The sequence below is a fragment of the Phyllobacterium sp. SYP-B3895 genome (assembly GCF_009647635.1).
GTDB classification, from domain to species: Bacteria; Pseudomonadota; Alphaproteobacteria; order Rhizobiales; family Rhizobiaceae; genus Phyllobacterium; species Phyllobacterium pellucidum.
The window spans coordinates 720,595-745,274 of sequence record NZ_WJIG01000002.1; the positions used below are offsets into that span (position 1 = coordinate 720,595).

23 protein-coding genes and 1 tRNA gene are annotated in these 24,680 nt (G+C 60.0%); 16 read left to right on the top strand and 8 right to left on the bottom strand.

Annotation, left to right across the window (positions count from 1 at the left end):
- Positions 1-412 precede the first annotated feature (412 nt).
- Positions 413-503: transfer RNA gene (locus GF108_RS09950), tRNA-Ser, on the bottom strand.
- A 300-nt stretch (positions 504-803) separates the two neighbouring features.
- Between GF108_RS09950 and GF108_RS09955 the strand changes: the two genes are divergently transcribed.
- Both GF108_RS09955 and GF108_RS09960 read left to right on the top strand, forming a co-directional pair.
- Entirely contained in the window at positions 804-1,193 is a 390-nt protein-coding gene (locus GF108_RS09955) for a DUF930 domain-containing protein (protein WP_153667822.1), read from the top strand.
- Positions 1,194-1,251: 58 nt separating this feature from the next.
- The gene (locus tag GF108_RS09960; RefSeq protein ID WP_153667823.1) at positions 1,252-1,626 is read left to right on the top strand and encodes a hypothetical protein; all 375 of its coding nucleotides are present in this window, start codon (positions 1,252-1,254) and stop codon (positions 1,624-1,626) included.
- Positions 1,627-1,668: 42 nt separating this feature from the next.
- On the opposite strand, the gene GF108_RS09965 is transcribed toward GF108_RS09960, so the two are convergent.
- Entirely contained in the window at positions 1,669-2,004 is a 336-nt protein-coding gene (locus GF108_RS09965) for a hypothetical protein (protein WP_139217607.1), read from the bottom strand.
- A 232-nt stretch (positions 2,005-2,236) separates the two neighbouring features.
- On the opposite strand from GF108_RS09965, the gene GF108_RS09970 reads away from it, so the two are divergent.
- Entirely contained in the window at positions 2,237-2,413 is a 177-nt protein-coding gene (locus tag GF108_RS09970) for a hypothetical protein (protein ID WP_153667824.1), read from the top strand.
- Here the strand turns inward: GF108_RS09970 and GF108_RS09975 are convergent.
- Positions 2,407-3,090: a TetR/AcrR family transcriptional regulator gene (locus GF108_RS09975; protein WP_153667825.1), complete on the bottom strand. Its 684-nt coding sequence runs from the start codon at positions 3,088-3,090 to the stop codon at positions 2,407-2,409. The genes GF108_RS09970 and GF108_RS09975 overlap by 7 nt on opposite strands.
- Positions 3,091-3,182: 92 nt before the next feature.
- On the opposite strand from GF108_RS09975, the gene GF108_RS09980 reads away from it, so the two are divergent.
- The 4 genes from GF108_RS09980 to GF108_RS09995 are packed head-to-tail and all read left to right on the top strand — an operon-like array spanning position 3,183 to position 8,290.
- Positions 3,183-4,226, top strand: a complete 1,044-nt coding sequence (locus GF108_RS09980; protein ID WP_051614496.1) for an efflux RND transporter periplasmic adaptor subunit — start codon at positions 3,183-3,185, stop codon at positions 4,224-4,226.
- The gene (locus GF108_RS09985) at positions 4,223-5,986 is read left to right on the top strand and encodes an ATP-binding cassette domain-containing protein (RefSeq protein ID WP_153667826.1); all 1,764 of its coding nucleotides are present in this window, start codon (positions 4,223-4,225) and stop codon (positions 5,984-5,986) included. Before GF108_RS09980 ends, GF108_RS09985 begins: the two co-directional genes overlap by 4 nt.
- Entirely contained in the window at positions 5,986-7,161 is a 1,176-nt protein-coding gene (locus GF108_RS09990) for an ABC transporter permease (protein WP_153667827.1), read from the top strand. Before GF108_RS09985 ends, GF108_RS09990 begins: the two co-directional genes overlap by 1 nt.
- A gap of 7 nt (positions 7,162-7,168) precedes the next feature.
- A complete protein-coding gene (locus tag GF108_RS09995) occupies positions 7,169-8,290 on the top strand; it encodes an ABC transporter permease (RefSeq protein ID WP_153667828.1) in 1,122 nt (373 codons plus the stop codon).
- A gap of 8 nt (positions 8,291-8,298) precedes the next feature.
- Here GF108_RS09995 and GF108_RS10000 read toward each other — a convergent pair whose 3' ends face one another.
- Positions 8,299-8,883 (bottom strand): TetR/AcrR family transcriptional regulator, encoded by a 585-nt coding sequence (locus tag GF108_RS10000; protein ID WP_091919168.1) that lies wholly within the window; start codon positions 8,881-8,883, stop codon positions 8,299-8,301.
- Positions 8,884-9,052: 169 nt separating this feature from the next.
- Between GF108_RS10000 and GF108_RS10005 the strand changes: the two genes are divergently transcribed.
- The 6 genes from GF108_RS10005 (at position 9,053) to GF108_RS10025 (ending at position 16,275) form a co-directional block, all read left to right on the top strand.
- Positions 9,053-10,270: an efflux RND transporter periplasmic adaptor subunit gene (locus tag GF108_RS10005; RefSeq protein ID WP_153667829.1), complete on the top strand. Its 1,218-nt coding sequence runs from the start codon at positions 9,053-9,055 to the stop codon at positions 10,268-10,270.
- A gap of 30 nt (positions 10,271-10,300) precedes the next feature.
- The gene (locus GF108_RS10010; protein ID WP_153667830.1) at positions 10,301-13,522 is read left to right on the top strand and encodes an efflux RND transporter permease subunit; all 3,222 of its coding nucleotides are present in this window, start codon (positions 10,301-10,303) and stop codon (positions 13,520-13,522) included.
- Positions 13,523-13,754: 232 nt separating this feature from the next.
- Positions 13,755-13,880 carry a hypothetical protein gene (locus GF108_RS22590; protein WP_255453099.1) on the top strand — a complete coding sequence of 42 codons (126 nt, stop codon included), beginning with the start codon at positions 13,755-13,757 and terminating at the stop codon, positions 13,878-13,880.
- 208 nt (positions 13,881-14,088) lie between these two features.
- Entirely contained in the window at positions 14,089-14,343 is a 255-nt protein-coding gene (locus GF108_RS10015) for a hypothetical protein (RefSeq protein ID WP_153667831.1), read from the top strand.
- A 195-nt stretch (positions 14,344-14,538) separates the two neighbouring features.
- The gene (gene gnd / locus GF108_RS10020) at positions 14,539-15,576 is read left to right on the top strand and encodes a phosphogluconate dehydrogenase (NAD(+)-dependent, decarboxylating) (protein WP_153667832.1); all 1,038 of its coding nucleotides are present in this window, start codon (positions 14,539-14,541) and stop codon (positions 15,574-15,576) included.
- Between the two features lie 36 nt (positions 15,577-15,612).
- Complete coding sequence (locus tag GF108_RS10025; RefSeq protein WP_091950223.1) at positions 15,613-16,275, top strand: hypothetical protein; 663 nt, start codon at positions 15,613-15,615, stop codon at positions 16,273-16,275.
- A gap of 28 nt (positions 16,276-16,303) precedes the next feature.
- Here the strand turns inward: GF108_RS10025 and GF108_RS10030 are convergent, their stop codons facing one another.
- Positions 16,304-17,200, bottom strand: coding sequence for a LysR family transcriptional regulator (locus tag GF108_RS10030; RefSeq protein ID WP_153667833.1), 897 nt, complete (start codon positions 17,198-17,200; stop codon positions 16,304-16,306).
- A 119-nt stretch (positions 17,201-17,319) separates the two neighbouring features.
- Here GF108_RS10030 and GF108_RS10035 point away from each other — a divergent pair, with 119 nt between their 5' ends.
- Positions 17,320-18,825, top strand: coding sequence for an MFS transporter (locus GF108_RS10035; protein ID WP_246663899.1), 1,506 nt, complete (start codon positions 17,320-17,322; stop codon positions 18,823-18,825).
- Positions 18,826-18,870: 45 nt separating this feature from the next.
- Here the strand turns inward: GF108_RS10035 and GF108_RS10040 are convergent, their stop codons facing one another.
- Positions 18,871-19,875 (bottom strand): aldo/keto reductase, encoded by a 1,005-nt coding sequence (locus GF108_RS10040; RefSeq protein WP_153667834.1) that lies wholly within the window; start codon positions 19,873-19,875, stop codon positions 18,871-18,873.
- Between the two features lie 99 nt (positions 19,876-19,974).
- On the opposite strand from GF108_RS10040, the gene GF108_RS10045 reads away from it, so the two are divergent.
- Both GF108_RS10045 and GF108_RS10050 read left to right on the top strand, forming a co-directional pair.
- Positions 19,975-20,883: a LysR family transcriptional regulator gene (locus GF108_RS10045; protein WP_153667835.1), complete on the top strand. Its 909-nt coding sequence runs from the start codon at positions 19,975-19,977 to the stop codon at positions 20,881-20,883.
- Between the two features lie 120 nt (positions 20,884-21,003).
- Positions 21,004-22,293: an Hsp70 family protein gene (locus tag GF108_RS10050; RefSeq protein WP_153667836.1), complete on the top strand. Its 1,290-nt coding sequence runs from the start codon at positions 21,004-21,006 to the stop codon at positions 22,291-22,293.
- Here the strand turns inward: GF108_RS10050 and GF108_RS10055 are convergent.
- Positions 22,290-23,510, bottom strand: a complete 1,221-nt coding sequence (locus GF108_RS10055; RefSeq protein ID WP_153667837.1) for an MFS transporter — start codon at positions 23,508-23,510, stop codon at positions 22,290-22,292. The genes GF108_RS10050 and GF108_RS10055 overlap by 4 nt on opposite strands.
- A gap of 49 nt (positions 23,511-23,559) precedes the next feature.
- Positions 23,560-24,609: an aldo/keto reductase gene (locus tag GF108_RS10060; RefSeq protein WP_153667838.1), complete on the bottom strand. Its 1,050-nt coding sequence runs from the start codon at positions 24,607-24,609 to the stop codon at positions 23,560-23,562.
- Positions 24,610-24,680: the final 71 nt, after the last annotated feature.

Here is a 24,680-nt window from a genome sequence, read left to right on the forward strand (position 1 = left end):
ATGACGACATAGTTGTTGAGTGGCCGACCAATAAACTTGGCGTAATCGAACGCATGACAGATGTTTTCAGCCGGGTGACGGTTCAGGTGATCAGTGTATCCGCTGTACTCGATTTTGGGCATCTTCCGTCCACTGTAGCTAAATGTTGTGTCTCGCTCCATAATTCCTGGTTTTAACCGATTGAGAACAAAACGGCAACGGCCTGTCACTGCTATCCTCTGCTAATTAGAAAGTCCGATATGGCCGGTATCCGGGTCCGAAGGATTGGCCTCCCACAAGGCGGGCCGTAACCCGCGGGGATTGCCATTTTGTTCAGACACATCAAGGTTGGCACCAATAATTGGCACAAATGAAAATAGCAGGGATGTCTAACATCTTGAAATATAAGCAAAAGATGGGTGAAAAAATTTGCTGGCGGAGAAGAAGGGATTCGAACCCTCGAGAGCCTTTTGAGCCCTACTCCCTTAGCAGGGGAGCGCCTTCGACCACTCGGCCACCTCTCCGAGGACGCTGACTAAAGATGAAACCCCTTGTTTGCAAGGGCTTTGTTGGCTTTTCCGTAAAAAATGCCGCAGGCCAGCCGGCGCGCGATCCTGGCAAATCCATCGTCGATGAAATTCATGCGAGGTGACCAAGTTCCGACAATTTCCCGGCCTAGCCGCTATGCACCGGGCGGTCATTGCTGATCGTACCCGCGTCGAATCAAACCTGTGGGTTGTGTGATTTCGGGGACTTGGCGAGCAACTCCCCCTTCTCGTAGTCTCGCGCATCGCTCGCACCGCAGAAAATTGGATGGGTCTCGTATGAAAACAGTTCTTGTTGCGGTCGCGCTTGCCGTTGTGGCATCCCAGCCGGTCTTCGCCATGGATGCGCGCGAAGAGACAGGCCTGCGCAAACTCGATCCGCAAACCCGGCTCGAACAACGTTGCGACGTCGAAGCAATGGAGCGCATTCGCAAAGACGAAGGCAAGTTCAACCCAGACAAGGTCCTGGCCTATGCCTTTGCCGAGCCACGCATGCAGGCGCACGGCATCCAGACCCGCGGCGCAGCTTTTCGCAGCGGCGGTGCCTGGTACCACCTTAAATACAAGTGCGAGACGAGCGCCGACAACATGGAGATCGTCGCGTTCAAATATAAGATCGGCGACCTTGTGCCGCAAAAAGATTGGACCACGCATTTCCTCGTACCCTGATGCTCGACACCAGGGCGCTGGTTGACTAGCCTTCATTCGAGAAAACGGGGGAATTTGCATGCAACTCAGATCATTAGGCTGCGGCGCGCTGGCTATATTCATGGCGGCATGCACGACCACGAACAGCAAGAACGCCGGCACGGATCAAGTCGTGGCAGATGCAAGGACCCTGGTTATCGCCTCATATCAGTGCCAGGACGCCTTGGGACGCGAACCGCATTACTCGGCGATCGAGAGCAGCGAAACCGTGTTGAAGGCGCTGGGCAAATCCGCCGATCAAGCCGATCAGACCGTGCGCGGCTGGCTGCGCGAGGTAAACGCGGGGCCGAAACAACCAGGCGATTTCGACGCGAAGACCTGTAAGGACAGATTGTTGACGCTCGCTGAAAAAGTGCGCGTTGGGTACGAGGGACTGAAACGAACGGGGAACTAGTCCGGATACGAAAAGGGCGGCTTGCGCCGCCCTCGGTGTCAATTACTGATGGCTGCGGCCGCTGCCACCCATCTGGTTTTCGCGCCACCTGCGGTCGCGATAGGTGCGAACATTGCGGCGCTCCCAATCGGACCGGCCCCAATGGGACCTGCCCCAGTTTCGGTTGTAGCGGTGATTTGATCTGTTCCAGTTACGGCGATTGTCCCAACCGTGACGATAGTACGGACGATACCTGTCGCGCGAACGTACCTGCTCAATATTGGACGTCACCTGCACGGGCTGGGAAGGGACCGGCGCGGCAAACGATGATATGGCCGAGCCCAGCAACATCGCCAAACCGACGATTGCGGCCGACAAGGCGGAAAGTGTTCTTTGCATATAAATGCCTCCTGATAAAAGCGGTACAGTTCTCAAATGCACCTCGAAGCATGAACTTGTCGTGAACGGATTGGTTCCCTGTTCACGCAATTGCTACCGCAGATCGCAGACATGCGCGGATCTGTAAATGCCGGTTGCAATTCTTGAATGGCACAGGCGGAACCGAGACCCTATTTGATCGTTATCCGCGACGCTTAAGGACCACACCCAATCGAATACTGGAGGTTGCAGAATGACGACACCGACCGTTCCGCAGGATGTTTATCAACGCCACGAAAGAGAATGGCAAATGCTGCGCGAGGCGATCGCCAAGTCTCAGGAGCGGCCCGAAAAGGCTGAGAAAAAGCCAGCGGAAATCAAAGCCGTTGCGGATACTTATCGCTGGCCGCCCATTCAGATGCATCAATGAGCGGAACGCAGCGCCGAGGCTGTAGCCTCGAGCCCCGCCATGGCAAATCTCTGAAAATGCTCGACGATTTCATTCTGGGCTACGGGTTCGGCGGGGTTTAGCCCGGGTAGAACGCGCGTGAAGATCTGCTTGTTGCCGACGACCAGCATGGCAAAGGGCGAAATTATGTTGAGTGCACAGCGCGTCACCGCCGGATCGTCATGCGGCAATCCGAGGATCTCGCCGACAATCGTTGTGACCACCAGCTTCTTGGGCAAAATTTCCTTGTCGAGAAGCACAGAAAACGCCGGTGACGGCGAAAGTATCTCACGTCCGAGCACGCCGAGCGCCCACGACGATCGAGCCGAACCCGTCACCGCTCGTGCGAGCAATCCGATCAGGCTACGCAGCTTTTCCCTGGGGTCACCCGGACCTTCCGCTACAGTCACAAGACTTTCATAGGTCAGGAGGCGGCGGTGTGCCTCGAGCAGCACTTGCCCGTAGAGACCGTCGATACCACCGTAATAGTAGTTGACGGCGGCAGAGTTGCTGCCAGCCAGTTCGGCGATTTCCTTGCCGGTGGCGCGATCGAAGCCCTTTTCGGCAAAGACCTCCCCTGCAGCCTCCAGAATCTGAGCTTTGGTTGTGGCGCCATCCTCGCGCCGGCCGGGAAGTTTTCGAGTGCTCTGTTTCGCCATGGAATCATTGTAGCGGAGTTTACAGGTTTTTCAAAGTTGAAATTCAAATTGTAATTTGACATAAACGCGCAAGTTGAATATGATGTGCGGCCATGGGCAAAAAAATCCGCATATTGATCATCCTGGTCGTACTTGCTGCGCTTGGCGTTGGCGCATGGTGGTACTGGCACCGTCCGGCAACCGCCGACGCGCTGACACTCTATGGCAATGTCGACCTGAGGCAGGCCTCCCTCGCCTTCAATGGCTCGGAACGCATCGATCAGGTCCTTGTCGAGGAAGGCGATGTCGTGAAAAAGGGGCAGGTGTTGGCCCGCCTCGATACCGGCCGGCTTGCGCCGCAGGTCCGCGAGGCCGACGCGACCGTTGCCTCACAGCGCGCCATGGTCCTGAAACTGCGCAATGGCAGCCGGCCGGAGGAGATCGCGCAGGCCCGCGCCAATCTCACGTCGGCGAAGGCCGATGCGGACAACGCCAACATACAGCTCGAACGGCGGATGAGCCTGACGGTCAATTCCACGATCAGCAAACAGGAACTCGACACCACCAAGGCAGCGGCCGCCGTTGCCGACGCCAAGGTCGAAGTGGCCCAGAGCGCGCTGGAGCTCGCCATCGCCGGTCCCCGCGCCGAGGATCTGCTGCAGGCCGAAGCACAGCTGCGCGGCAGCGAAGCGCAATTGGCGCTGATACGGGAACAGCTCAACGATGCGGAATTGATTGCGCCCGTCGATGCCGTGGTGCGCTCGCGCCTGATGGAGCCGGGCGAAATGGCTGCGCCAATGAAACCGGTGCTTTCGCTCGCCGTGATCAAGACGAAATGGGTACGGGCTTATGTCTCCGAGCCCAATCTCGGACATGTGAAACCCGGCATGCGCGCGCGGATCACCACTGACAGCTTCCCGGACAAACCGCAGGATGGCTGGGTCGGCTTCATATCACCGGTTGCGGAGTTTACGCCGAAAACCGTGGAGACCGCTGATTTGCGATCGAGCCTCGTCTATGAGGTCCGGGTTTTTGTCGACGACAAGGATGATCTTCTACGGCTTGGCATGCCGGCAACTGTCACGCTTCTGCCGAACGAACCGCTGAAGCCACTGCCGGCCGGCGGCCAGGAGACCGACGCCAAGGCAAAGTCATGACCGAAGCCGCGCCTTCCGCACCGGTTGTCGCAAGAAACCTCTTCAAGACGTTTCACCGCGAAACCGGCGAGACGGTCAAGGCGCTGGAGGATGTTTCATTCGAGGCCCGGCACGGCACGTTGACCGCGCTCGTTGGACCGGACGGCGCCGGCAAGACAACGATCCTGCGCCTGATCGCCGGGTTGATGACCGCTGAAAAGGGCGATCTTTCCGTGCTTGGCGTTGATGTCGCCGCGGATCCGCAGAACATTCAGAACCGGATCGGTTATATGCCGCAGAAGTTCGGCCTGTATGAAGATCTGACCGTTCAGCAGAATCTCGATCTCTATGCCGATCTGCACGGTATCGGTCACGACGCGCGCAAGGAAATCTACCCTCGCCTGATGGAAATGACCGACCTCGGCCGCTTCACGGATAGGCTTGCCGGCAAGCTATCCGGCGGCATGAAGCAGAAGCTTGGCCTTGCCTGTACCCTCGTTCGCGCGCCGGAGCTACTTCTTCTCGATGAACCGACAGTCGGCGTCGATCCCCTGTCGCGGCGTGAACTCTGGGAAATTGTCACCAAGCTTGTGCGGGAAGACGGGCTGACAGTCGTCGTCAGCACGTCCTACCTCGACGAGGCGGAGCTTTGCGATCACGCCGTGGTCATGCATCTCGGCAAGGTATTGGCGCAAGGCAGGCCCGAGGAGATCACTGCCAGGGCAAAGGACCAGGTGTTCATCGCAACGCCCGACGCCGGCACGACCGCCAGGTCCCTGCAGGCGCGGCTGTTTCGCCAGGAAGGCGTCGCCGACGCCGTGCCGGAAGCCGGCAGGGTACGCGTCGTGAAGCAGCCGGATTTCGGCGGCGGTATCCGCATCGACGACAAGCCTGTCGAGCTCGAACCAGTGAAGCCGCGCTTCGAGGACGGCTTCATGATCCTCTTCAGCGCCGTTGCCAGGAAAAGCCAGTCGAGCGCAGTCACTCTCGACAGACCGAAGCCGGCTGGTGGCAGCGAGATCTCCGTCGAAGTCCATGATCTCGTGCGCAAGTTCGGTGACTTCACTGCCGTCGATCACGTCACGTTCGAGGTAAGGCGCGGCGAAATTTACGGTTTGCTCGGCCCGAATGGCGCGGGCAAGAGCACGACCTTCCGCATGCTGTGCGGGCTGATGTCGGCAACGAGCGGCACCTTGCGCGTCGCCGGGGCGGATCTGCGGACGTCGCGCGCCGAGGCCCGCGAAAATCTCGGCTATGTGGCGCAGAAATTTTCGCTCTACGGCGATCTCTCCGTGGACGAAAACCTTGATTTCTTTGCCAGCGCCTATGGCCTGCGCGGGGCGAAAAAGCGCCAGCGCATCGAATGGTCAAAAGATCAATTCGAACTCGGCAGCCTGTCGACACTGCCAAGCGGACAATTGCCCGGAGGCTTCAAGCAGCGCCTCGCCATGGCGGCGGCGCTGTTGCACGAGCCGGATATCCTTTTCCTCGATGAGGCGACCAGCGGGGCCGATCCGTTGGCGCGGCGCGAATTCTGGGGCCGCATCACTGCGCTGTCCGAACAAGGCGTTACCGTGATCGTCACCACCCATTTCATGGAAGAAGCCGAGTATTGCGATCGCATCATCATTCTCGATGCCGGCCGCAATCTTGCCGAGGGGACGCCCGCCGAAATCCGCGCCCATGCCAAGCCGAAGAAGGGAGAAGAGGCAAATATGGAAGACGCCTTCATCGCCATAGTCGAGGAATCGCGCCGCGAAACGCGCGAAAAGACAGCGTGATGGCTCACCAAACCGGCGAGGGCTCAGCCATGAACGCGCCCGCTCCGCATCCCGCCAGGAACAGCCTGCGCCGCATCCTGGCGCTGGTGCGCAAGGAATCCTGGCAAGTCGTGCGCGATCCGAGCAGCATCGCCGTCGGCATCGTCATGCCCATGATCCTCCTGATTCTCTTCGGCTACGGACTTTCCTTCGACCTGAAGAATTTGCCCGTAGCGATGGTGATCGAGGATTCGTCCGCCGAGGCCCGCAATGCCGTCTCCGGTTTCGAACTCTCGCCCTATTTTCAGACGCATCGGGTGATGACCATGGCCGAGGCGCAGCGTCTTCTGATGAACAAGACCGTCAACGGGATCGTTCGTATACCGCCGCAGTTTGCCCGCGATGTCGAGGCTGGGACGGCGGAGATCCAGTTCGTGGTCAATGGCAGTGACGCCAATACCGCCCGGATCGCACTCGGCTATGCGCAGGGTGCCGTCGGTATTGCAGCCGCCCGGCAGATGGCCGAGGGCAAGATCGTCAGCAACGGGGCGACGATCGATCTTGAACCGCGCCTCTGGTTCAACGCGGCCAATGACAGCACCTATTTCCTCGTCCCCGGGCTCATCGTATTGGTCATGACGCTCATTGGCGCCCTGCTGACGGCGCTGGTCATTGCGCGCGAATGGGAGCGCGGCACGTTTGAAGCGCTCTTCGTCACCCCCGCCCTGCCAAGCGAGATTCTCCTCGGCAAGACGGTGCCCTATTTCGTGCTTGGCATGCTCGGACTTGCGCTTTCGGTCATCGGCAGCCAGGTTCTGTTCGGCGTTCCGCTGCGCGGATCGTTATGGATCCTGGTCGTGGTTTCGACGCTCTATCTGCTGGTTGCGCTCGGCATCGGGCTCTTGATTTCGTCGCTGACCAAGAACCAGTTTGTAGCAAGCCAGATCACGCTGATCGTCACCTTCCTGCCGGCAATGATGCTCTCGGGGTTCATGTTCGACATTAGGAGCATGCCCTATGCGATCCAGGTCATCACCCATATTTTCCCGGCGCGCTATTTCGTCAGCGTGTTGCAGACGCTGTTTCTGGCCGGCGACATCTGGCCGGTCATACTGCCAAACGCGGCTGTGCTGGCCGCGATGGCGGCGGTGCTGATGACCGCCTCAGTCTTCGCAACGCGCAAGAAACTCGGGTGAACCGGTTATGAAGGAATCGTTCTTCCGCATCGTCGCCCTGATCCGCAAGGAATTGCTGGCAATCTTCAAGGATCCGAAGAGCCGGATCGTGCTCGTGCTGCCGCCGATCCTGCAGTGCCTGATCTTCGGCTACGCTGCGAGCTATGATCTCAACAATGTTCCCTATGCTATCCTCGACCACGATCACAGCGCGGCCTCGATCGAATTCATCTCCAAGCTTGACGGGTCGGGAACGTTCACGCGCGTGGCAACGCTGCAGCGGACCTCGGACATCGCGAAATTCATCGATGAGGGACGCGTGCTCCTCGTCATCGTCGTCGACGAAGATTTCGAAAAGCGGCTGATGGCGGGGATGCCGGCCAAGCTGCAGGTGATCGCCGATGGCCGCAACTCCAATACGGCGGGCACGGCGCAGAGCTATATCAGCACGATCGCTTCGGACTTCGCCACGCGCTGGCGGGCAGATAATGGTCAGGATCCGCCCGGCGGCATGAAGCTCACCACCCGGGCTTGGTATAATCCAAGCCTTGAAACGCGCTGGTACATGATCCCTTCGCTGATCGGCACGATCACGATGATGATGACGTTGATGCTCACCGCAATGTCCGTGGCGCGGGAGCGCGAGGCAGGCACGTTCGACCAATTGCTGGTCACACCATTTCGGCCCTCCGAGATCATGATCGGCAAGGCCCTGCCCTCGATGCTGGTCGGGCTCAGCCAGGCAACGACGATTCTTCTCGTTGCCCAATTATGGTTCCAAATCCCGTTTACCGGGTCCTATTTCATGTTGTATCTAGGATTGATACTGTTTCTCGCCGCAGCCGTCGGCATAGGACTGTTCATCTCGTCGCTCGCCGCCAACATGCAGCAGGCCATGATCTATTCGTTCGTGCTGCTTATGCCGTTCATGTTGCTATCCGGCCTGACGGCGCCTATCGGCAACATGCCCGAGATCCTGCAATATATGACGCTCATCAATCCACTGCGCTATGCGATCAGCATCACGCATCAGGTCTATCTGGAGGATGCAGGCGTAAGGGAGCTCTATCCGGAAATGCTGGCGCTGGTCGCGATCGCCGCGGTCACCCTGCCCTTTTCGGCATGGTTGTTCCGCAACCGGCTAACCTGAAACGGCGGCTATTTGTCAGGAAAAGACTTCATCGCGATATCGACGAGCCTGTAGACGTCTTCACGGCTCGCGCCGCTCGACGCCTGCACGGCTGTACCCTGTGCAACCGTCAAAATGTACCGGGCAAGGTCCTCGGGATTGCTGTCGTCAGGCAAGTCGCCCTCGCGCTTGGCGCGCTCGAACCGACGCGCCAGCGCCTTCTGGCCGACTTGAATACGCTCGACAATGGTCTTGTGGATCTCGAGCGCGGCATCGCTGCAGGAACTTGCGGCGTTGACGACGAGGCAGCCGCCGGGATTGCACGCTTCGGTCTGCGCCCTGACGAATCCGCGCAAAATGTCCAAGGCAACCGTGCGCGCCTCCGGCTGTTCGAGCGCGCTCCAGAAGAACGCCATATAGTGCTCTTCGTAACGCTGCAGGGCCATGCGGAAGAGTTCTTCCTTATTGCCGAATGTGCCGTAGAGACTTGGTTTTGTTATGCCCATGCCGTCAGTAAGGTCAGTGATGGACGTGCCTTCGTAGCCCTTGCGCCAGAACAACTCCAAAGCCGTCTGCAAGGCATCGTCCGCATCAAATTCCCTCGGCCGTCCCATGGACAAGACTCCCTAAAAGAATTATACCGCTCGGTATAAAATCGGTTGACAGCTGCTGTACCGCAGCCTTATATCACCGCTTCTATACCGATCGGTATAGAACGTCAATGATCGAGTTCCGATCTGCCATCCTCCCAAGTGGCATATATTTTCAAAGCAGGTGACCACGATGTCAATCAGCACTTTTAAGAAGAGCCTCCTCGTCAGCGGCATTGTTCTAACGCTTGCAACCGTAGGTGGCACAAAAGTTTTTGAATTCTCCAAAGGTCATGCAGAAGTTGAAAAGCAGCAGGCTCCCGCGCAGGCAATGCCGGTGTCGGTAGCGCTCGTCCAGCCGAAAAACGTGACGCAGTGGAACGAATTTTCCGGCCGTCTTGAGGCAATCGATTCGGTGGAAGTGCGCTCGCGCGTTGCCGGCGCAGTCCAGTCCATCCATTTCAAGGAAGGCGCGATCGTCCAGCAGGGCGACCTTCTGGTGAAAATAGACCCGGCGCCGTTCGAAGCAGAGGTTGCACGGGCCCGCGCCGAGGTGAGCGCTGCACAATCGAAGCTCGCCTTTGCCAAGAACGAGCTTGAGCGCGGCAAGCGCCTGATCGATTCCCGTACCGTATCGCAGAGCGATTACGACCAGCGCATCAACGTGCAGACCGGCGCGCAGGCTGACCTCCAGGCGGCCGAGGCCGTTCTCAAGACGGCCATGCTCAATCTCGACTATACGGATATCCGCGCGCCGATTACCGGACGCGTGGGGCGCATCGAGATCACGCCCGGCAACCTGATCGCTGCCGGCCCGAGTTCGCCGCTTCTGACATCGCTCGTCTCGATCAGCCCGATCTATGCGAGCTTCGAGGCCGACGAAAACGTCGTCGCCAGGGCGCTCGCCGATCTGCCGAGCGGTCTCAACGGCCGTGACTTCGTCGATCGCATTCCCGTGCAGATGGATGTTCAGGGGTCGAACGGCGTTGCCGGAAAGCTCCAGCTCATCAACAACAGCGTCGATGTGTCGAGCGGCACGGTCAAGGTGCGTGCGGTCTTCGACAATGCCGACGGCAGGCTGATGCCGGGCCAGTTCGCCAAGGTGCGCATGGGCCAGGCCAATGAGCGCCAGGAACTGCTCGTCGATGAAAAGGCTGTCGGTACCGACCAGAACAAGAAGTTCGTCATGGTCGTCAATCCGCAGAACATCGTCGAGTATCGCGAGATCACGCTGGGCGCGCGGGCGGAAGGCCTTCGCATCGTGACGGCGGGCCTGCAGGCTGATGAAAAGATCGTCGTCAACGGCTTGCAGCGCATTCGTCCCGGTTCGCTTGTCGCACCGCAAATGGTGGCGATGGGGGCAACGGCGGCCGCTAACCAGCAAGCGCTTGCGGAACCCGCAAAGCAATAATCCAGAGCCCCTCCGGGCAGGTGGAATGACATGAACATTTCCAACTTCTTCATCGATCGCCCGATTTTTGCGGGCGTTCTTTCTTTCGTCATCTTTCTCGGCGGCCTGATTGCCCTGACGGCGATGCCCGTTTCGGAATATCCGGACGTGGTGCCGCCTTCGATCGTGGTGCGCGCACAGTATCCGGGCGCCAATCCCAAGGTCATCGCGGAAACGGTGGCGACGCCGATCGAGGAATCGATCAACGGCGTCGAAGGCATGCTCTACATGGGCAGCCAGGCGACTGCGGACGGCCAGATGACACTGACCGTCACCTTCGCGCTTGGTACCGATCCAGACAAGGCGCAGCAGCTGGTGCAGAACCGCGTCTCGCAGGCGGAACCGCGCCTGCCCGAGGAGGTGCGCAGTCTCGGCATCACCACGGTGAAAAGTTCGCCGGACCTGATGCTGGTCGTGAACCTCATCTCCCCCAACAACCGCTACGACATCACCTATCTGCGCAACTATGCCCTGATCAACATCAAGGACCGGCTTGCCCGCATCACTGGTGTTGGCGACGTGCAATTGTTTGGCTCGGGCGACTATTCGATGCGCATCTGGCTCGATCCGCAGAAGACCGCCGAGCTTGGTCTCTCGGCAACCGACGTTCTTAGCGAAATCCGCGCCCAGAACGTGCAGGCGGCTGCGGGCGTGATCGGTGCTTCACCGAGCCCCAACGACGTCAATCTGCAGCTGTCGGTGAACGCGCAGGGGCGGCTTCAGTCTGAAGAGGAATTCGGGCAGATCATCGTCAAGACGGCGGCCAACGGGGCGATCACCCGCCTGAAGGACATTGCCCGCGTCGAGCTTGGCGCGGCACAGTATTCGTTGCGCTCGCTGCTCGACAACAAGCCTGCCGTGGCAATCCCGGTTTTCCAGGCGCCCGGTTCCAATGCGATCCAGATCGCGGATCAGGTGCGCAGCGTCATGGACGAGATGAAGCTGACTATGCCGGAGGGCGTCGACTACGAAATCGTCTACGATACGACGCAGTTCGTGCGCGCCTCGATCGAGGCCGTGGTTCATACGCTGCTTGAAGCTGTCGTTCTCGTCGTCCTCGTGGTCATTCTGTTCCTGCAGACGTGGCGCGCCTCGATCATTCCGCTGATCGCCGTCCCGATCTCGATCATCGGCACATTTGCGGTGATGCATCTTTTCGGCTTTTCGGTGAATGCGCTCAGTCTCTTCGGCCTCGTCCTTGCCATCGGCATTGTCGTCGACGATGCAATCGTCGTCGTGGAAAATGTCGAGCGCAATATCGAGAACGGGCTTGCGCCCCGGCAGGCGACCATCCAGGCCATGCGCGAAGTCTCGGGACCGATCGTCGCCATTGCGCTTGTGCTCGTCGCCGTGTTCGTGCCGCTCGCGTTCATCACCGGGCTGACCGGCCAGTTCTACCGGCAGTTCGCGCTGACCATCGCCATTTCGACCGTGATCTCGGCGTTCAACTCCCTGACCTTGTCGCCTGCCCTCGCCGCCCTGCTTCTCAAGGGACATGACGCGCCAAAGGACCGGCTGACACGGTTTATGGACGCGTCGCTGGGCTGGCTGTTCCGTGGCTTCAATGCTGTCTTCACACGCGGCGCCAACGGCTATAGCCGGGGCGTGCGCGGTGTCATTTCGCGCAAGACGCTGATGATGGCGATCTACCTCGTCCTCATCGGCGCGACAGCCTTCATGTTCAAGAGCGTTCCCGGTGGCTTCGTTCCGCCGCAGGACAAGCAATATCTGGTCGGCTTCACCCAGCTGCCGGATGGCGCCACCCTCGACCGGACCGAGGCGGTCGTTCGCCGCATCGGCGACATCGCGCTGAAGATCCCGGGCGTCCAGAGCACCATTGCTTTCCCGGGCCTCTCGATCAACGGCTTCACCAACAGCGCCAATGCCGGCATCGTCTTCGTCTCGCTCAAGCCATTCGAAGAGCGCAAGACGCCGGAACTCAGCGCCGGAGCGATTGCCATGCAGCTCAACCAGCAATTGTTCGGCATCCAGGAATCGTTCAGCGCCGTGTTCCCGCCTCCGCCGGTGCAGGGTCTCGGTGCGATCGGCGGCTTCAAGTTGCAGATCGAGGACCGTAACGGCCTCGGCTACCAGGCGCTCGACGACGCAACCAAGGCATTCCTCGGCAAGGCGGCAACCGCTCCGGAACTGACAGGCCTCTTCTCCAGCTACCAGATCAATGTTCCGCAGCTTTACGCAGATGTCGATCGCGCCAAGGCGCGCCAGCTCAACGTATCGCTGCCGGAGATCTTCAACACGCTGCAGATCTATCTCGGCTCCGTCTACGTCAACGACTTCAACAAGTTCGGCCGCACCTATTCGGTGCGGATGCAGGCGGAGTCGAATTTCCGGGCGAAGGCCGAGGATATCGGCGACCTGAAGGTACGCTCGGGAACTGGCGAGATGATCCCGCTTTCCGCCCTGCTCAAGGTCGATTCCAGTGCAGGCCCCGACCGGGTGATGCGGTATAACGGCTTCCTCTCCGCTGATGTGAACGGCAATGCCGCGCCCGGATATTCGTCCGGTCAGGCACGCGCAGCCGTGGAGAAGGTCGCCGCCGAGACGCTGCCGGCAGGCATCGGTTTCGAGTGGACCGAACTGACATACCAGGAGATCATTGCCGGCAACTCCGCTTATCTGATCTTTCCGCTGTCGATCCTTCTGGTATTCCTTGTGCTTGCGGCCCAGTATGAGAGCATGGCCTTGCCGCTGTCGATCATCATGATCGTGCCGCTCGGGCTCCTCGCCGCCTTGACCGGCGTCTGGCTGACGGCTGGCGACAACAACGTGTTCACGCAGATCGGGTTGATCGTTCTGGTCGGTCTGTCGGCCAAGAACGCGATCCTGATTGTCGAATTTGCGCGTGAGCTCGAGTTTGCGGGGGCGACACCCTTCAAGGCCGTCGTCGAAGCGAGCAGGTTGCGCCTGCGCCCGATCCTGATGACGTCCCTCGCCTTCATCATGGGCGTCGTCCCACTGGTTACCTCGACCGGGGCGGGCGCCGAAATGCGCAGCGCCATGGGCGTCGCCGTCTTTGCCGGCATGATTGGCGTGACCCTGTTCGGACTGTTCATGACCCCGGTCTTCTACGTTCTGGTCCGGGCGCTCAGCGGGAATCGGCCTTTGCGTCATGCGACGCATGGCAGCCATTTCGAAGGCACGTCGGGCCATAATTCGGACGTGATTCTTCCGGCCCCGTCGCCGGCAGAGTAAAAAAACGCGGCGGCGCGGGCTTTTTCCCCACCCGCGCCGCTCGAATCAAAGCATTGATCCAGCATCGATTTTTTCCGCCAGAAAGCGGCCAGCGCTTATTTCAACTTGGTTATGGAACTTTTTTGGTGACAAAAGGTTTCAAACTGTTACAGTTATGTGACCAGCCGAATTCGGCACTGACGATCATGATCCAACCGCCTGTTGCGGGGGTCGTTAAAATCAGGAGAACGCCTTGAGCAGCTTTGCCGCAGCCAATGATAATCGGAAGGTCAGCGACGGTTTTATTCCCTTCGTTGTCTTTGTGTTTCTGACCGAAGTCGCAGCAACTTTCCTGCTGACCGTGCCCAATTGGTATTGAGGCCGCAAAACACGTCACAAGGTTTTTCCATACTGCCGATCCTGGCGGGCGCCATCGTGCTTTTGATGATTGGCGGCTTGTTGTTTATCTGAAGACCCCGTTTCCCACCTTATTTCATATGCCCAAAGTCTGACTGTTCAACCTGCCAGCCAAGCGACATAATGGCGGCGGGCGATAAGTTCGTATTCTGGTGGCCCAGGAGGGACAGATGAGATTTACGGTGTTGTTCGCGCTCTTGCTGCCGCTGTTCGTTGCCGCATGTCAGACAATCACCCCCGAACAGCAACGGGCCATGGACAACCAGAAGTGTGCCTCCTTCGGCTTCAAGCGCGGTACGACCGCTTTCTCAAACTGCCTGCTCCGCCTCGATCTCGACCGGCGTGCCGATCGCCGTGCGCAGATGCAGTTCAACCAGCCCGTGTTCATTTACGGGCCGCCCTATTACGGCCCGGGCTGGTGGTAGAAGCGATTTCGGAGGCTAATCAAAACCTCTCATGAGTTTGTCATCGGACTGAGGCACCAGCAATTCCGGCCATCACGATCTTATGACTCGCGCGTGTGCTTGTACCGCCAAAGCCCGGGGCATAACTTGGCTGTTGAACGCGCCGCCGATAACGTGCAGCCTGCATGCAAATTACTCTGACCTGGGAGATTTAAAATGCAGCTTGGCATGATTGGGCTGGGGCGCATGGGCAGCAACATGACGCAGCGCCTGTTGAAACACGGCCACGAGCTGGTGGTCTACGATACAAGAGCCGAGAGCGTAGCCGAACTGCAGCGGCTCGGAGCGGACGGCTCGACCGTGCTTGAGGAATTCGTGGCAAAGCTGTCGCGTCCGCGTGCGGTATGGCTGATGCTCCCCGCTGCGGTCGTGGATACGGTACTCGCCAAGCTGGTACCGCTGCTCGAGAAGGACGATATCGTCATCGACGGCGGCAATTCCTATTACCACGACGACATACGGCGCGGCGCCGCGCTTAAATCATCCGCCATCCATTATGTGGATGTCGGGACGAGCGGGGGCGTGTTCGGCCTTGAGCGGGGCTACTGCCTGATGATCGGCGGGGAACCGGACATCGTACGGCAGCTTTCGCCTATCTTCGCAGCGCTCGCGCCGGGCAAGGGCGATCTGCCCGAGACCGAGAGCCGCCGTGCCATGCCGGCGGGCGAAAGCACTGCGGATCAGGGTTTTCTCCATTGCGGCCCGCACGGCGCCGGTCACTTCGTCAAGATGGTGCACAATGGCATCGAATACGGCCTGATGGCCGCCTATTCGGAGGGGCTGAATATCCTGCGCAACGCCGATATCGGCCTGCGCTCCCACGAGGCGGATGCCGAGACAACACCGCTCAAGAACCCTGAACACTATCAGTATCAATTCAACCTTCCCGACATTGCTGAAGTCTGGCGCCGGGGCAGCGTGATCAGTTCATGGCTTCTCGACCTCACGGCCGACGCGCTTTACGAAGATCCGGGCCTCGCCGGCTATGCGGGGCATGTGTCGGATTCCGGCGAAGGCCGCTGGACGCTGATCGCTGCCATCGACGAGGCGGTGCCCGCCCCTGTGCTCGGCGCCGCGCTGATCGAGCGCTTCAGTTCACGCGGCAATGCCGATTTCGCCAACAAGGTTCTGTCCGCCATGCGCCGTGAATTTGGCGGACACGTAGAAAAGCAGGCCAAGCCCGGCGGGCAATAGGGTTGCGCCGGCTGCCTGTCTGACAGGAGCAGAAACATGGCTAGGATATCATCGAGATTTGGCTTCCCGGCTGCGCTGTTGGGAGGATTGCTTTCGCTCGCCTTCCCGCTCGCGGTTCACGCAGAGAACACAATGTCCAAGCAGACGGCAGCAACGCCAGCCACCAAACGCGTCAACGTTCGCGGCGCGATCGAAAGCTTGAGCGACACGGCGATCGTGGTGAAGACACGCGAAGGACCCGATGCGACCGTTGCCCTGAGTGACGGCTGGCAGGTCGGCGGCGTCGCCAAGGCTTCAATCGACGATATCAAGAAGGGCGATTTCGTCGGAATCACAAATGTGCCGAAAAGCGAAGGTGTTGCGAGCGCCGTTGAGGTCGTGATCTTCCCGGCCGCTCTCAAAGGCACGGGCGAAGGCGACCGGCCCTGGGATCTGAAGCCGAACAGCAGCATGACCAACGCGACGGTCGCCGATGCGGTCAAGGACATCGACGGACGGACGCTGACGGTCGTCTATCACGGTACGGAAAAGAAGATCGCCATTCCTGACGGAACGCCCATCGTTACCCTGGCCAAAGCCAGCAAGGATGACCTGAAGCCTGGCGCCACGGTGTTCATCTCAGCCGAGCGCGGGAATGGCGACAGTCTTTCGACCAAGCGCATCGTCGTCGGGACCAACGGTATCGTTCCGCCGATGTAATGAATGGGATCGCGCGCGTGCGCGGCTATTATCCGCCGCCGGACAGACTTGTGGCCGTCCGTTGCGGGGCTGACCGCGGATGCTCGCGAAAGGCCGCGGTGATGGCCCGAAGCGCTTCCCGGCTCTTCGGATCCGTCAGGGAAGAGTGCAAGACAATCGACAGGGAAGGCAGCGGCGGCAGCGCAAATCTTTCGCTGACGTCCACGACATCGGCCGGTGCCAGCCTATGTGGAAATGCGGCGACGGCAAGCCCTGCCGAGAGGGCGGCGACAATTGCGGACGTGCTTCCAATGAAAACCTCCGTCCACGAAATCGCCGCCCGATCCAGCAGGCTGGTCGAAACGTCGCGAACGACGCAGCTAGGAGAGATCCCGGCAATGCGCAAGGGTTCACCCTTGCAGTGAACGAATCCCGGCGCAGCGAACCACCCGAAATGCTCGGGTCCCAGGGTTTCGCCATCGCGCCTGTCATCATCGCTGCGAATAATGACCGCATCGAGCGAACCGGCATCGTACAAATCCAAAAGCGACCGCGAACTGTCGACACGAACCTCGATTATCAGTGTCGGATCCAGCGACTTCAGCTTTGCCAATAACGATGATACCTCCGGGCCCATTACATGGCTCGCTATGCCAAGCGCAAAACGCCGGCGGGAGGCGTTAAGATCGGCCACCGCCCTTTCATGGGCAGTAAGGAAGGCCCGCGCCGATTGAATGAACATCTCGCCCTGGGCCGACAGCCTGACCTGGCGCGGCGTTCGCTCCAGCAATTTTTGCCCCAGCCGGTCCTCCAGTCGTTTCAGCTTTACGCTGATTGCGCCCTGAGTCGTTCCCAGCACCTCCGCAGCACGCGTGAAGCTTTGAAAATCGGCGATGGTTACGAAGGTTCGTACGGCATCGACTTCAAGTGAAATCACTTCAATCATCCAAATTGTTGTCACTGATATGAGTTAGCATACGATTGTGTTGTCATCAAATTCGCGACATTTTGCTCGTCGGTTTTCCCCCAGCCAAGGTACTGGCCGCACATTCGATCAAGGCAATTATGACAACCGACGTTTCAAGAAATACGATGGCGCTGGCCGCCGTCTGCTTGTCCGCGCTTATGCTCGGACTCGAAATCTCCAGCATTCCCTCCACCCTGCCGACGCTCCAGAGCGTTCTGCCGGCAAGCTTCAAGGAGCTTCAATGGATAATGAATGCCTATACGATCGCCATGTGCACGGTCTTGATGGCGATGGGCGCGCTGGCGGATCGTTTCGGCCGCAAGTGTATTTTCCTGATCGGCATATTTGTCTTTGGCGCGGCATCCTTCGCTTGCGGTCTGGCTAACACCCCATCGCTGCTCATCGGTGCACGCTTTCTGCAAGGCGCAAGCGGCGCCGCAATGCTGGCGTGTCAGGTCGCCGTTCTTTCCGACCAGTTTCGCAGCGGCAAGGAAAGGGCACGCGCATTTGGCTGGTGGGGCATCATTTTCGGTGTCGGGCTCGGCTTTGGTCCCATTATCGGAAGCCTGATCGCGAGCTTTGCAGGATGGCAATGGGTATTCCTGGTCCACACGGTGCTTGCGGTCGGAACGGCTTTTCTCACGCTCGCAGGCGTGGTCGAATCGCGCGATCCGCACGCGACGCGGATCGACTTTGCCGGCATGGCGACCCTCTCGCTGTCCGTGTTCTGCCTTGTCTACTTCATCACTCAGGGTCAAGCCATTGGATTGACCAGTCTGCACGGGTTGGCAATTCTGGCAGCGAGCGGCATCAGCCTGCTGGCATTCATCGTCATCGAGAACTCGATTGCCCGGCCGATGTTCGACTTCCGCGTTTTTAAAGTGCGCCTCTTCTCCGGTGCTCTCTTGGGATCAAGCGGCATGAACTTCAGCTTCTGGCCATTCGTCATCTACTTGCCGATCTTCCTGCAGGCGGTTCTTGGCTACAACAGTATCGAAGCAGGGTTTATTCTGCTTGCCTACACGGTTCCCAGCCTTGTCGTTCCGCCGCTTGCCGAGCACCTGCTCCTGCAGCGGGGACCGCGGTTCGTCATTCCTCTCGGCCTCTTTACGATCGGTACGGGCTTTCTGCTGATGCGCTTTGCGACGTTCGGTGATCAGGCTGGCATTGCGATCGTGCCCGGCTGCATTGTCGCCGGGGTCGGATTGGGACTGACGAATACGCCCGTCACCAACACCGCCACCGGCGCACTGCCCGTCGAACGCGCGGGCATGGCATCGGGAATGGACATGAGCGCCCGCATGATCTCGCTGGCAATCAATATCGCTTTGATGGGCTTCATACTCGTTCTGGGCATTTCCGGCGCCCTCGCCCCGAATTTTCCCGCATCGGCGGCCCTGATCGATGCCATAGCCGCCGGCAATTTCTCCGAGGCAGGGGCCGCAGGCGTCTCACACGAACAAGCGATAAGCGCGTTGAACGATGGTTTTGGCTGGGTGATGCTCTATGGCGCAACTGCCGCCTGGATCATGGGCGCACTCAGTTTAACGGTTCTTCCCCGACGCTGCGACAAAGTCGGGTTGGCTGCGGCGCCCGGGGGCTAGGTGCGGGCCCGCCTGGCATGGGCGGGCCTCAGGATCTCGTAGACCTTATCGATGTGCCGACGCCTCGCTGTCGAGATGGGCCATCTGGACCGCAGCATAGCGGTCGCCGGCTGCGGCACCCTTGGGCACGGCCTTTTCGATAGCCGCAAGGTCGTCGCGGCTGAGGCTTGCACCGAGAGCACCAAGCGTTTCAGCAAGTCGATCGCGGCGCCGCGCGCCAATGACGGGGAAAATATCGCTCCCCTGCGCAACGACCCAGGCAATGGCGATCTGCGCGACTGACACGCCCTTTGCCTCCGCAATCTTCTTCAGCGCTTCGACGAGCGCCAGGTTGGCGTCGACATTTTCCGCCTGGAAACGGGGACTATGGGCGCGCCAGTCACCGGTCTGCGCGCTCTCCTTCGTCCAATGGCCACTGATCAGCCCCCGCGACAGCACGCCATAGGCGGTGATGGCGATGCCAAGTGAGCGGCAGGTCTCGAGGATATTGTCCTCGATACCACGCGAAATCAGAGAATACTCGATCTGCAAATCGACGACCGGATGGACCGCGGCAGCACGGCGGATCATCTCCGAGCCTACTTCGGAAAGCCCGATATGCCTGACATAGCCAGCTTTCACGAGGTCGGCAATTGCGCCGATCGTTTCTTCGATCGGCACGGCAGGGTCGAGCCGCGCGGGGCGATAAATATCGATGTAATCGACACCGAGGCGCTGCAGCGAATAGGCTGCGAAGTTCTTGACCGCCTGCGGCCGTCCGTCAAAGCCGGTCCAGCCGCCTGCTGGGTCGCGCAGCCCGCCGAACTTGACGCTGAGCACCGCATCCTGACGCCTGACACCCTTCAGCGCCTCGGCAATCAGCAATTCGTTGTGACCCATTCCGTAGAAATCCCCGGTGTCGATGAGGTTGATACCGGCATCGAGCGCGGCGCGGATGGTGGCAATGCTTTCAGCGCGATCGGACGGCCCATACATGCCCGACATGCCCATGCAGCCGAGCCCGATCTTCGATACGCGCGGCCCGGTCTTTCCAAGTTGATGATGTTGCATTTCGTTCAATTCCTTTGCCTCGGTTGGAAGCAATATAGGCTCTCTGTATTTGTGCGATAATCCGCTATATTGTGCATGGGTTGTTCGGAAAATTGCACAATGTCGGATCCTCATCTCTCTGATCTCAGCGCGCTGGTTGCCGTGGCGCAGACGCGGAATTTCCGCGCCGCAGCGACGATGCGCGGCGTGTCCGCCTCCGCGCTGAGCGAAGCCATACGCCGCCTTGAGGCCCGTCTCGGCGTGCGGCTTCTCAACCGCACCACGCGGAGCGTTACCCCGACCGAGGCCGGCAAACTCCTCATCGAACGATTGACGCCCGCCCTTGGCGAGATCGCCGGCGCGCTCGACAGCATGAACAGTTTCCGCGACAGTCCGACGGGGACGCTCAAGCTCAATGTTCCGGTCATTGTAGCGGAACGCATCTTGCCGCCAATCATCAACGCTTTTCTAGCCGCCCATCCAGGTATCACGCTCGAGATCACCGCCTCCGACACATTCATCGACGTGCTCGCCGCCGGGTTTGACGCTGGCATCCGTTATGATGAACGTATCGAACGCGACATGATCGCGATCCCGATCGGGCCCCCGACCCAGCGTTTCGTCGTAGCGGCGGCGCCCTCCTACCTTTCGGCCCACGGCGTCCCCGCCCATCCGCGCGACCTGGTGAACCATGCCTGCATCCGTCACCGCTTCAGCAGCGGCTACATTCCGCATTGGGAATTTGAACGGAATGGCCAAGTGATCAAGGTGACGCCCAAGGGCCCGCTCATCGCGTCGACCGCCGAAATGGAGGTCAAAGCAGCGATCGATGGTCTGGGGCTGGTCTATACATTTGAGGAATTTCTTGCTGAAGGGCTCGCCAGCGGCGCGCTGGTCGCGGTCCTCAGTCTGTATTGGCAGAGCTTTACCGGTCCGCGCCTTTACTATCCAAGCCGCAAGCACATGCCAGCACCGCTGCGCGCATTCGTCGACTTCATAAAGACATCCGCTAAATCGCCGTCAAAATAGGGCGGCTGGCCTTGCATCGCAGCGGCGACTATGCCATGACGCGCCTCCCTTGCCGGGTGCGCATTTCGCATCCGCTGAATTCCGACCTTAATGACATCACGCGATAGAAGGAGCGCTGCCATGGCACACGCGCTGGGCTTTGATTTCGGCACGACCAATACGGTCATGGCGCTCGCGGAGGGCCGTTCGACGCGGTCCCTTGCCTTTACAAGCGCGGCCGGCACGGCCGACAGCATGCGCACCGCTCTCTCCTTCATGAAGGACCCGCGCGCCGGCGCCGCGGCCCTCAAAGTCGAGGCCGGCCACGCTGCCATCCGCCAGTTCATCGATCATCCCGGCGAATGCCGTTTCCTGCAGTCGATCAAGACATTTGCCGCAAGCCCCCTGTTTCAGGGCACGCTGATCTTCGCCAAGCGCCAGACCTTCGAAGACCTGATGGAGATTTTCCTGCGTCGGCTCAGGACTTATGCCGGCGATCACTGGCCGGCCGATATATCCCGGATCGTCACCGGACGGCCCGTACATTTCGCCGGCGCCAATCCCGATCCGCAACTGGCAGTCGAACGTTACAACGGGGCGCTGACCCGCTTCGGCTTTCCAGAAATTCATTTCGTCTACGAGCCTGTGGCCGCGGCCTTCTATTTCGCCCAGAACCTGAAATCCGACGCGACAGTACTCGTTGCCGATTTCGGCGGCGGCACGACCGACTATTCGATCATCCGCTTCGAAACAACCGGCGGCAAGCTTAGCGCCACTCCAGTCGGACATTCAGGCGTCGGGATTGCCGGCGACCATTTCGACTATCGAATGATCGACCAGATCGTAGCGCCGCAGATCGGAAAAGGCAGTTTCTTCAAGAGCTTCGACAAGACACTGGAAGTTCCCGCCTCCTGGTATGCCAATTTCGGCCGCTGGAACCAGCTTTCGATCTTCAAGACCTCCAAGGAGTTTTCGGCGCTGAAGAAACTTGTCCGGGATAGCCTTGATCCGGAACGGCTCGAACTCTTCGTCGATCTCGTCGAACATGACGAGGGCTATCCGCTCTACCAGGCAGTCTCCGCCACCAAGATCGCGCTTTCGTCCGGCGATGAAGCGGCGTTCGATTTCGCACCGCTTGGTCGCGGCGGCCACAAGACGATCCGGCGCGCCGACTTCGAGTCGTGGATCGCGGGCGACCTCGCCCGCATTGAAGGCGCGCTCGACGACGTTCTCGAAAAGACGGCAACGCCTGCCGGGGCAATCGACAAGGTATTCCTGACCGGCGGCACCTCGTTCGTGCCCGCCGTGCGGCGCATCTTTTCCGAGCGCTTCGATCACAGCCGCATTGAGACCGGCGGTGAACTCCTGTCTATCGCCCATGGCCTCGCACTCATTGGCGAGCGCGACGACGTCAGGCAGTGGGCCGTCTAGACAGCCTTTCGCTCGGTCGCAAAGATCAGCAGCACCAGAAGGCCGAGTGCTGCACCTGACGCTGCCGTCGCCCACCAGCCGCCATAGAAATAGGTTGCCGCCGCAAGCGCCGATCCCGCCGAGCCGAGCAGGAAGACGATCGTCATATAGACGGCATTCAAGCGTCCGCGCGCATGGTCGTTCAGCGAGAAGATGATGCGCTGGCTGAGGATCTGGTTGGTCTGCACGGCGCTGTCGATGAAGATCGCCGAAAGCACCAGCGCAGCGATGGAAATAGCGGTGCCTGCCCAACCTGCCACGAGAAACCAGATCGTCAGCGTGATCATGGCGATCGCAGTCCCGCGCTGCGTGTGTCCACGATCGGCAAGCCGCCCGGCGATCGGGGCCGCTGCCGCGCCCGCTGCTCCGGCGAGGGCGAAGAGAGCGATCTGACGCTGGCTGTAACCAAATCTTTCAGTCAGCAGCAGCGGGATCGCCGTCCAGAACAGGTTGAAGCTCGCGAAGATAATGCCCTGGTAGATTGCCCGGCGCTGCAGGGCGGGTGTCGTCACCAGCAGATGCGCCATGGATTTCAGGATTGCGCCATAGCCCATTGAACCGTGGGGACGGCGGAGCGGGAGCGCGATGCGCAGTAGGGCGAGGACGACGAGCATGGCCCCCGCGGAAATCCAGAAGATCGCCCGCCAGCCGAACTCCGAGGCAACAAGGTTGGCAAGCGGCCGCGCCAGCATGATGCCGGTCAGCAGACCGGCCATGACGTTGCCGATGGTGCGCCCGCGCGATGCGGCCGGCACCAGATGCGAGGCGAAGGGTACAAGCACCTGCGCGCCGCAGGCAAAAAAGCCGATGGCAAAGGAAAAGAACAAAAACGTCGTTGCCGATCCGGACATGGCAGCGCCGGCAAGCCCGATCGCCGTGCCAGCCAGAGTTAGAAGGACGAGGAGGCGATTTTCAACAAGATCGGCAAGGGAGACGAGGAAGAGCAGTCCGGCACCATAACCGAGCTGAGTCACCGTGACGATGAAGCCAGCCATGCCGCCATGCATGTCGAGGTCGGTGCTGATCAGGCCGATCAAGGCCTGCGCATAGTAGATATTGCCTACCATCGCCCCGCAGGCGAAAGCGAACAGAAACGTAAGAGCCGGCGAAAGACCCGGCAATTCGGGCGCGTCCGCAATGGCAGCTTCAACTTGGGCGGCGTCTCGGGAATGGGGCATCAAAATCGATCTTTCGACCGGCGCTCCTCCTTCGCCGGTTGTGCGTGGCTTATAGATGTGGCTCGATCAGGGAAAGATCGGCTTGTGACAGGCGATCGGACGCGGTGCGCGCCTGATGCCAATAGGGATAGATCAACGGCAGAAGGCTCACCTCGTCGAGCCTTTCCCGCTCGTCGGACGTCAGGCTGATTTCGGCGGCCTGCAGATTGTCGGCGAGTTGCTCGTCCGTGCGCGCGCCGACGATCACGGACGTGATGCCCGAGCGCCCGAGCAGCCAGGCCAGCGCGATCTGCGCTGCAGACACATCGCGGCTTTCTGCGATTTCAACCAGCACGTCGACAATATCGTAGAGCCGTTCCTGGTCGCGGATGGGTGGTTCGCCCCAATTGGCGAGCTGCCGCGTGCCTTCGGGCGCGTCCTTGTCGCGGCGATATTTTCCGGAGAGCAGACCACCGGCGAGCGGGCTCCAGACAAGCACGCCGAGCTGCTGGTCGAGCGTTGCCGGAATGAGCTCATACTCGGCTTCGCGGGCTTCGAGACTGTAGTGAATCTGCTGGCTGACCGGCGCGATGTAGTTCTTGAGCGCTGCGGTGCCAATTGCCTTCATGAGGTGCCATGCCGAGAAATTGGAAACGCCGGCATAGCGCACTTTTCCGGATCGGATAAGCGTGTCGAGCGCCTCAAGCGTTTCATCGATCGGAGCCAGCCCGTCCCACTGGTGCAATTGGTAAAGGTCGATATGGTCTGTGCCGAGCCGCTTCAGGCTGGCCTCGGCAGCGCGGATAATATGGTAACGCGACAGGCCGGCATCGTTGATTTCGGACCCCATCCGGAACCGCGCCTTGGTGGCGATCAGGACGCTGTCACGCTTGCCTTTCAGGGCCTGGCCCACGATCTCCTCCGATGCGCCGGCTGAATAGATGTCGGCCGTATCGAAAAGGTTGATGCCGGCGTCGAGGGCCATGCCGATCTGACGCTTCGCGCCTTCAAGGTCCGTGTCGCCGGTCTTGGCGAAATTGCCCTTGCCGCCCATGGTCATGGTACCGAGGCTCAAGCAAGACACGATGAGGCCGGAGCGGCCAAGCTGACGATACTCCATGTCGGACTCCCTGATGATGCAGATGGGCTGCGCCGGAACGTGACGAAGGGCCTATCTATAATTGGCGGGCG

Excerpts from the sequence above, each read along its gene's own strand:
- GF108_RS09955 (WP_153667822.1), top strand. The coding sequence starts at position 804 with ATGAAAACAGTTCTTGTTGCGGTCGCGCTTGCCGTTGTGGCATCCCAG.
- GF108_RS09960 (WP_153667823.1), top strand. The coding sequence starts at position 1,252 with ATGCAACTCAGATCATTAGGCTGCGGCGCGCTGGCTATATTCATGGCG.
- GF108_RS09965 (WP_139217607.1), bottom strand. The coding sequence starts at position 2,004 with ATGCAAAGAACACTTTCCGCCTTGTCGGCCGCAATCGTCGGTTTGGCG.
- GF108_RS09970 (WP_153667824.1), top strand. The coding sequence starts at position 2,237 with ATGACGACACCGACCGTTCCGCAGGATGTTTATCAACGCCACGAAAGA.
- GF108_RS09975 (WP_153667825.1), bottom strand. The coding sequence starts at position 3,090 with ATGGCGAAACAGAGCACTCGAAAACTTCCCGGCCGGCGCGAGGATGGC.
- GF108_RS09980 (WP_051614496.1), top strand. The coding sequence starts at position 3,183 with ATGGGCAAAAAAATCCGCATATTGATCATCCTGGTCGTACTTGCTGCG.
- GF108_RS09985 (WP_153667826.1), top strand. The coding sequence starts at position 4,223 with ATGACCGAAGCCGCGCCTTCCGCACCGGTTGTCGCAAGAAACCTCTTC.
- GF108_RS09990 (WP_153667827.1), top strand. The coding sequence starts at position 5,986 with ATGGCTCACCAAACCGGCGAGGGCTCAGCCATGAACGCGCCCGCTCCG.
- GF108_RS09995 (WP_153667828.1), top strand. The coding sequence starts at position 7,169 with ATGAAGGAATCGTTCTTCCGCATCGTCGCCCTGATCCGCAAGGAATTG.
- GF108_RS10000 (WP_091919168.1), bottom strand. The coding sequence starts at position 8,883 with ATGGGACGGCCGAGGGAATTTGATGCGGACGATGCCTTGCAGACGGCT.
- GF108_RS10005 (WP_153667829.1), top strand. The coding sequence starts at position 9,053 with ATGTCAATCAGCACTTTTAAGAAGAGCCTCCTCGTCAGCGGCATTGTT.
- GF108_RS10010 (WP_153667830.1), top strand. The coding sequence starts at position 10,301 with ATGAACATTTCCAACTTCTTCATCGATCGCCCGATTTTTGCGGGCGTT.
- GF108_RS10015 (WP_153667831.1), top strand. The coding sequence starts at position 14,089 with ATGAGATTTACGGTGTTGTTCGCGCTCTTGCTGCCGCTGTTCGTTGCC.
- gnd (WP_153667832.1), top strand. The coding sequence starts at position 14,539 with ATGCAGCTTGGCATGATTGGGCTGGGGCGCATGGGCAGCAACATGACG.
- GF108_RS10025 (WP_091950223.1), top strand. The coding sequence starts at position 15,613 with ATGGCTAGGATATCATCGAGATTTGGCTTCCCGGCTGCGCTGTTGGGA.
- GF108_RS10030 (WP_153667833.1), bottom strand. The coding sequence starts at position 17,200 with ATGATTGAAGTGATTTCACTTGAAGTCGATGCCGTACGAACCTTCGTA.
- GF108_RS10035 (WP_246663899.1), top strand. The coding sequence starts at position 17,320 with ATGACAACCGACGTTTCAAGAAATACGATGGCGCTGGCCGCCGTCTGC.
- GF108_RS10040 (WP_153667834.1), bottom strand. The coding sequence starts at position 19,875 with ATGCAACATCATCAACTTGGAAAGACCGGGCCGCGCGTATCGAAGATC.
- GF108_RS10045 (WP_153667835.1), top strand. The coding sequence starts at position 19,975 with ATGTCGGATCCTCATCTCTCTGATCTCAGCGCGCTGGTTGCCGTGGCG.
- GF108_RS10050 (WP_153667836.1), top strand. The coding sequence starts at position 21,004 with ATGGCACACGCGCTGGGCTTTGATTTCGGCACGACCAATACGGTCATG.
- GF108_RS10055 (WP_153667837.1), bottom strand. The coding sequence starts at position 23,510 with ATGCCCCATTCCCGAGACGCCGCCCAAGTTGAAGCTGCCATTGCGGAC.
- GF108_RS10060 (WP_153667838.1), bottom strand. The coding sequence starts at position 24,609 with ATGGAGTATCGTCAGCTTGGCCGCTCCGGCCTCATCGTGTCTTGCTTG.